This window comes from Pseudomaricurvus sp., from assembly GCF_965662505.1.
Classification (GTDB): Bacteria; Pseudomonadota; Gammaproteobacteria; order Pseudomonadales; family Cellvibrionaceae; genus Pseudomaricurvus.
Genome location: NZ_CBFIHX010000213.1, coordinates 1 through 3,327, shown reverse-complemented (window position 1 = coordinate 3,327; position 3,327 = coordinate 1). Strand labels below are relative to the sequence as shown.

Below are 3,327 nucleotides of genomic sequence, written 5' to 3'. Positions count from 1 at the left end.
CCATCAGTTCCGCGCTGAAGCGCTCGGACCCACGCCAGTCTAGCGGCAGTACTTGTTCCTTGGCGGCGGTTGCCCACCAAAGTTTCACGAGCTCATCCAGCTTTTCCGGGTATTTATCCGCCAGGTTGTTGGCTTGCGAAAAGTCCTCATCCAGGTTGTAGAGTTCCCACTCTGCGGTCAGAGGATTGAATTCGCCGCGGATTGGATTCCACGGGTCGAATGAACGGGAGCCGGCCCACCAACCATCTTTGTAGATGCCGCGATTGACGAACATTTCGAAGTATTGGCTGGTGCGAATTTCTTCGGCATCTTTGTCGTCCAAAACGCTCAGAAAGCTGCGGCCTTCAATGGGCTTTTGGGTTGTTCCGTTAACGCTGCGAGGCTCTTCGATACCCGTCGCATCCAGAATCGTCGCGGCAACGTCGATGACGTGGGTGAACTGAGTGCGAACTTGTCCACCTTTGCGGTATTCTTCCGGCCAGCTCACGAGCATCACATTGCGCGTGCCGCCCAAGTGGCTCGCCACCTGTTTGACCCACTGGAAAGGTGTATCCACCGCATGAGCCCAGGCCGCAGGGAAGTGATTGAAATGTTTCTCGGTACCGATTTCATCGATATAAGGCATCATGTCTTCAGTCTGCATCTGGACACCGTTGAAAAACGCGTTTTCGTTCAAGGTGCCCGGGATGCCCCCTTCCGATGAAGCGCCATTGTCGCCCACGATGTAGACAATCATTGTGTTGTTGGCGTCAGGAAGAGATTTGACGTAGTCGAGTACCCGACCGACCTGTTGGTCAACATGTTCGCCATAGGCGGCAAACACTTCCATCATTCGGGCTGACAGCTTTTTCTGATCGGCGCTCAGGCTGTCCCAAGCGGGCAAACTGTCGGGGCGCTTGGTCAGTTGAGTATTTTCCGGAATGATGCCCATCTTTTTCTGGCGTGCGAAAGTTTCTTCACGGTACTTGTCCCAGCCGTTATCAAACCGGCCTTTGTGTTTTTCAATCAGCTCTTTTGGCGCCTGATGCGGGGAGTGCGTTGCGGCAGGTGCCAGATACATCATCCACGGTTTATCCGGCTGAACGACTTCTGCCTGCTGCAGCCACTCAATGGACTTGTCCGCCAGATCGACGCTCAGATAGTAGTCGTCAGCAGTTTGCTGACCTACAGGCGTTTGGTTCTCGTAGAGCCAGGGACGTCTTTGATTGGTGTCGCCCGCCATGAACCCATAAAAGTAATCGAATCCCAGATTGTTGGGCCAGTGGTCGAAAGGCCCCATAGCACTGGTTTCGTAGGTCGGGGTGTTGTGGTTTTTGCCGATCCACGACGTGATATAGCCGTTCAGGCGCATCATTTCAGCGAAGGTTGCGGTATCTTTCGGAATGATACCTGTGTAGCCGTCATAGCCGGTGGCAACTTCGGTGATATTACCGCTGCCGGCGACATGGTGGTTGCGTCCGGTCAAGAGAGCAGCCCGCGTGGAAGTACAGACAGCGGTGGTGTGAAAACGTGTGAACAGGAAACCCTCTTCAGCCAGTTCCTCCATATTGGGGGCAGGCACGCCGCCACCCGATACCGAGAATTGACCGAAGCCCACGTCATCAAGCAAAACAACCAGCACGTTGGGGGCACCTTCGGGAGCGGTGACTTGTTTCGGAAACTGCGCGGGGTCCGAGTCGAGATAGGTGGTGCCGACGTCCCCCCGATATTTCTGCTCGGCATAGGGCAGAGAAAGCTGCGGAGCGGTTGTTCCGGGGCGCTGCTCTTCCTGGGCGGCAGCCTGGATAGAAAACAGGCCGGCGACCAAGGCAAAGCTCAGTGTGTGTAGTGTGCGTAATCTCATGTTGTAATCCTCATGGTCTAAATCCTTTTTAGGTATATTGTGGTGTCAAAATGGAATTCCTGGCGATTACATAAAAGCAACCAGCCAGGAACTCTTCTACCAGCGAGCCTTCAGTCAACCAGTTCGAAGTCTCCTGGTATCCAGGACTTGTCGAAGAAAGGTTGTTCCGGCCCGTAGAGGCGCAGAATCGAGAACCAACCTTTTTCTGGCACGGTGGCTACCCAGTTGCTCTCTTTGCCTTTCGGAGCTTTTGGCCCGAAGTAGAGGGTTACAGAGCCGTCACTGTTCTTCTGGATGTCATCCTTGGAATTGATTGAGGGGAAGGGCTGGCCATTGTCCAGCCCGGCGGCTGTGACCGCATCATAAGCGGTGACAGACCAGAACAGGTTGGCCGGTGCTTTCGGGGGCAGGGTCAGTTTGTAGGTTTTGCCGCCGTCGACAAAGTTTCCATTCGCATCCTTGGCTGTCACCAGATATTTACCGCCGACACCGGGAATCGAGGTGCCCATACCGGGGCTCATGGAGTAGTAGTTGGTGTACATGTGGATCTGCGCATCGACATCAATGTAATGACCGTCTTTGCGCTCAAAATTGAAATCATCCAGCGCGGTGAAGAAGTCATCGCCACCATCGCGAATATGACCCCACCACTGGCGATTGTCGTACCACTTAGCCTTCTCACCGTCGGGAAATTGATCAAACGATACGGCCTTGGACATCTTGAAGGCTGTTTTCGCGGCGTAGTCCAGAAGTTCTTTTTGCCGCGGCGTCGGTTTGAACTCCTGGCCCTTGGCGATACCGATGGCGGCCATCATGCCCCGCGCGTAGTTGGTGTCGGGGTAGTTGTTGACTTCGCTCTGCACAAAGCGGTTAAGCATGTCGAAGTAGGCTCCGTCCATGGGGGCGCCCATGTTGGCTTTTACGCCGGAGGCGTTGGGGAATTCCATTTTCTTGGCGCTGCTCTCTTTGCCCAGAGGGTAGATGCGAATGCCCATCATGTTGTCGACAGCCGGCTGGAGATTATCCGGGCTGTCGAAGAAGCCGCGCAAAAAGACAAAGACGCCGTTGGTCTTGCTGTGGTAGACGTAATAGTCCTTCTCGGGGATATCACCGTCATAGTCAGCGGGCACCACCAGGTACTTGCCGCCTTTGCCTTTATCCGGCCCTGGCAGGCCGATGTCAGCGTAATATTGGCGGCCGTCGATTTTCGGTCCCTCAATAGGGCGGTGCCAGAAATCGTCGATCAGAGCCTGCAGTTTCGGCGGTACATCCAGCACCATTGGTCCGTCCTTCGCCAGATCGAGGAAGCCCATGCCGTAGATCACATCCGAGTTGGGGGTGGTGATGATGGCGTTGGCATCGATCCGTTGTTTCCAAATGGCCATCACCTCGTAGCCTTCGCCGAAGTTCTTGGCCGCACCTTCCTTCATGGCGTACATGTTGATAGCATGAAGGCTCCAGAGATACGAGTGAATGGCGCGCTG

2 protein-coding genes are annotated in these 3,327 nt (G+C 54.8%); both read right to left on the bottom strand.

Going from position 1 to position 3,327, the window contains the following annotated elements:
• Positions 1-1,843: arylsulfatase (locus ACTG33_RS16760; RefSeq protein WP_439136358.1), on the bottom strand; the 1,843-nt coding region annotated here is incomplete at its 3' end.
• Positions 1,844-1,953: 110 nt separating this feature from the next.
• Positions 1,954-3,327: DUF1254 domain-containing protein (locus tag ACTG33_RS16755; RefSeq protein ID WP_439136357.1), on the bottom strand; the 1,374-nt coding region annotated here is incomplete at its 5' end.